This is a genomic window from Neobacillus drentensis (assembly GCF_036965245.1).
Lineage (GTDB): Bacteria > Bacillota > Bacilli > Bacillales > Cytobacillaceae > Neobacillus > Neobacillus drentensis_G.
The window spans coordinates 17,734-21,228 of sequence record NZ_JBALPG010000114.1 but is presented as its reverse complement, the minus strand read 5'-3'; the positions used below and the strand labels follow the sequence as shown (position 1 = coordinate 21,228).

Here is a 3,495-nt window from a genome sequence, read left to right as displayed (position 1 = left end):
AACACATAATGAAATCAATCGGAATGGATATATTGAATGATGATCTGCTTATAAAAATAAAAGAATTATTGCAAGGTTATATTCAGAGGAGAATAAGAAATGATAAAACTTATTAAATTGGAATTGAGAAGAAACAACATCCGCACCTATGTAATTGCTAGCATTATTATTACCATAGTTATGTTAGGATTCCTCTATCTTTTTTCCTATGCGCCGAAGCTGGAGCCCACCGATAAAGATTTAGAGGTCTTTTTAGGATATAACAATCTTATCCCAATGTTCGGGGTATTAAATATGACGGCCTTTTGCGTATTATCGGCTGTTATGTATTCTAAATTTATAATTGAGGAATATTCCGGAAAGAGATCTATTTTACTTTTTTCATACCCGGTAAGCAGAAAAAAGATTTTATGCTCAAAATTAACTGTTGTTAGCATATTTACGATTTTTTCAATGATTATCAGCAATCTCATTATATTCTTAATATTTGGTGAAACAGAAAAATCTATGCAGCTTGTAAGTGGGGACTTTACTGCTTCTATCATGCTACAAGTTATAAAAATTACAATCGTTATGGCCTTTATAGCCGCAAGTATAGGAATTATAGCAACAGGCATTGGATTTATTAAGAAATCAGTTGCTGCTACAATTGTTTCAGCTGTTCTTTTGGCTTCGTTAATGTGCAATATTGTCGCAAATATCGCTTCAAGTTTTACGGTCATATATATATTCGGTTTGATTATGATATTTGTCGGAATACTCTTTTCGATAAACCTAATAAACAAAGTAAATCTTATGGAGGTAGAGTAAATGGAACAAAGAATTGAAAGGGCCATTGATAATGCGCTTGAAAGTGTTTCATTACAGCTTAATATTTTTAGTGTTGGTTTGGGAATTGTGCTTGTTATATTAGGAATTCTCCTCTTTCTCACTGGCAAGCGTAAAAAAGGAAAAAGGGACAAAACAAATGTTGGTTTGATTTGTGCGGTACTTGGTATCGCAGCTATAGTGAGTGGTATTGTCCAAATGTTCTAAAGCAATGACATATTGGCCCCAAGCAAGCCGACTACTAATAAAAACAACATAATATCTGCATGAATGCTTCCAATTATTTTCATGATTTTTAATGGAAGATGTACTTATTCTAATATTTACATAATGCATAAACATAATTTACGACTACTTAATATTAGATTAACAATTTTCCATTATAGTAAACATTGTGAAAATTAAAATATGATTCGGAGGTCTTTCAATGTTTAAAAAGAAATTTTTAAAAAAGGTCCTCCCAGTTGCGGTTCTTTCAACTGTAGCAATGGGAAGTTTGATTGGAACTGTAGGAAATACATCCGTTCAAGCACAAGTAGAAAATAACAACAACGCTGATATCAAAAATGTAATTTTCTTAATTGGTGATGGAATGGGTGTTTCTTATACTTCAGCTTATCGATACTTTAAAGACAACCATAATACGCCTGAAGTTGAAAAAACGGAGTTTGACAAGTACCTTGTCGGGCAGCAAATGACATACCCTGAAGATCCAGAGCAAAACATAACGGATTCGGCGTCAGCAGCAACCGCAATGTCAGCAGGTGTAAAAACATATAACGCGGCGATTGCAGTAGATAACGATAAATCGAAAGTAAAAACTGTTTTAGAAGCTGCAAAAGAAAAGGGCAAAGCTACAGGACTAGTGGCTACCTCTGAAATCACACATGCAACTCCTGCAGCATTTGGTGCTCACAATGAAAATCGAAAGAATATGAATGCGATTGCTGATGATTATTACAATGAGTTAATTAATGGTAAACATAAAATTGACGTGCTTCTTGGCGGAGGTAAAACGAATTTTGAACGTCCAGATGTTAATCTTGCTGATGCCTTTAAAAAGGATGGATTCAGCTATGTAACGAATAAAGAACAGCTCTTAAAGGATAAAAACAATCAAATTCTCGGACTTTTCGCTACTGGAGGTCTTCCGAAAATGATTGACCGTACAGAAGATATTCCGTCACTTGAGGAAATGACAACATCAGCAATCGATCGTTTGAACAAAAATAAAAATGGATTCTTCCTCATGGTAGAAGGCAGCCAAATTGACTGGGCTGGCCATGACAACGATATTGTCGGTGCAATGAGCGAAATGGAAGACTTTGAAAAAGCATTTAAGGCAGCAATTGAGTTTGCGAAAAAGGATAAGCACACTCTAGTTGTAGCAACTGCTGACCATTCAACAGGTGGATTTTCTATAGGGGCAAATGGTATTTATAACTGGTTTGGTAAGCCAGTCCAAGCTGCAAAACGTACACCTGCCTTTATGGCGGATGAAATTGCAAAAGGTGCAGATGTAGAGAAAACTTTAAAAAGTTATATTGATCAAAATCTTTTACCTTTAACAGATGCTGAAATTCAATCTGTTAAAAACGCTGGCAAAAAATCTAGTGATATCAGTACTGCTATCAAAACAATTTTTAATAAGCGTTCGTATACAGGCTGGACAACTGGCGGACACACTGGTGAAGATGTTCCAGTATTTGCATTTGGCCCATCTAAAGAGCGTTTTGCAGGACAAGTGGATAACACAGACCATGCAAAAATTATTTTTGATATTTTAAGTAATGGTAAATAATAATTTATTTATTCAGCAGAGTAATGAATAATTTTATCAGGTCCCGTTGCTTTCAAAAAGCAGCGGGTACTTTTTCTTAAGCCAGTAAAAAGGAGGAAGACCTCTTTGAAAAAATTTTTCTATCACTTTCTATTATTAGTAGTACTCGCTGGCTGTTCAGCAGGAAACAATACTGAATCTCAAGATGCCCAAAATATTACAGCAAAACCTACCCTAGAAATTAAAAATGATGTATATGTACCAAGCCCGCAAGTAACCGATGACCGTAATCTTGTAAATATAGGTGAAACTCTTTCTGACACAAAGGGCGAGCTAACCTTAAAAGATTACAAGAAAGTTAATATGGAAATTCAGGTAGGACCTGCTAATATGATAATAAAAGATATAAAAGTGATGCACTTTGTACCTGACTTCAGCATGATTGATTTTTTTCATGACTATACTCATGATGAAGAATTTGATTTTCTAAAGGTTGAAGTGGAAGTCAAGAATACATCTAGCGACGTAATAAAATTTAATCCAATTGCTTTTCTTAAAACTCACAGCGGGGAACAAAAAACTTGGGAAGACGATATTTATCTTGAAGAATTACCAGGAGAGATTGAACCAAACGGAGTTAAAAAAGGAAATCTAGGTTATATTCTAAAAGACACAAATGATATTAAATGGGTTGAACTGTTAACAAGCGATGTCGTAAATAAGAACGAAGAAAGCATTGCCGAAGCAAAAAACATAAAAATTGATTTATAATCGAGAATACTTAATTAAATAACATTTGAATGGGAATTCACAAAAAAGAACATCGAAGCGATGTTCTTTTTCAATGCTATCAGAATTAATAATAAAACATTCAAATCATTATTTGA

At 34.2% G+C, this 3,495-nt stretch carries 4 protein-coding genes; all 4 read left to right on the top strand.

Going from position 1 to position 3,495, the window contains the following annotated elements:
- Nucleotides 1-99 precede the first annotated feature (99 nt).
- Nucleotides 100-810 carry an ABC transporter permease gene (locus tag V7150_RS20320; protein WP_335521911.1) on the top strand — a complete coding sequence of 237 codons (711 nt, stop codon included), beginning with the start codon at nucleotides 100-102 and terminating at the stop codon, nucleotides 808-810.
- Nucleotides 811-1,035: a hypothetical protein gene (locus tag V7150_RS20315; RefSeq protein WP_335521908.1), complete on the top strand. Its 225-nt coding sequence runs from the start codon at nucleotides 811-813 to the stop codon at nucleotides 1,033-1,035.
- A 220-nt stretch (nucleotides 1,036-1,255) separates the two neighbouring features.
- Nucleotides 1,256-2,629 (top strand): alkaline phosphatase, encoded by a 1,374-nt coding sequence (locus V7150_RS20310; protein ID WP_335521906.1) that lies wholly within the window; start codon nucleotides 1,256-1,258, stop codon nucleotides 2,627-2,629.
- A 105-nt stretch (nucleotides 2,630-2,734) separates the two neighbouring features.
- Nucleotides 2,735-3,379 carry a DUF4352 domain-containing protein gene (locus V7150_RS20305; protein WP_335521905.1) on the top strand — a complete coding sequence of 215 codons (645 nt, stop codon included), beginning with the start codon at nucleotides 2,735-2,737 and terminating at the stop codon, nucleotides 3,377-3,379.
- Nucleotides 3,380-3,495 lie beyond the last annotated feature (116 nt).

Excerpts from the sequence above, each read along its gene's own strand:
- V7150_RS20320 (WP_335521911.1), top strand. The coding sequence starts at position 100 with ATGATAAAACTTATTAAATTGGAATTGAGAAGAAACAACATCCGCACC.
- V7150_RS20315 (WP_335521908.1), top strand. The coding sequence starts at position 811 with ATGGAACAAAGAATTGAAAGGGCCATTGATAATGCGCTTGAAAGTGTT.
- V7150_RS20310 (WP_335521906.1), top strand. The coding sequence starts at position 1,256 with ATGTTTAAAAAGAAATTTTTAAAAAAGGTCCTCCCAGTTGCGGTTCTT.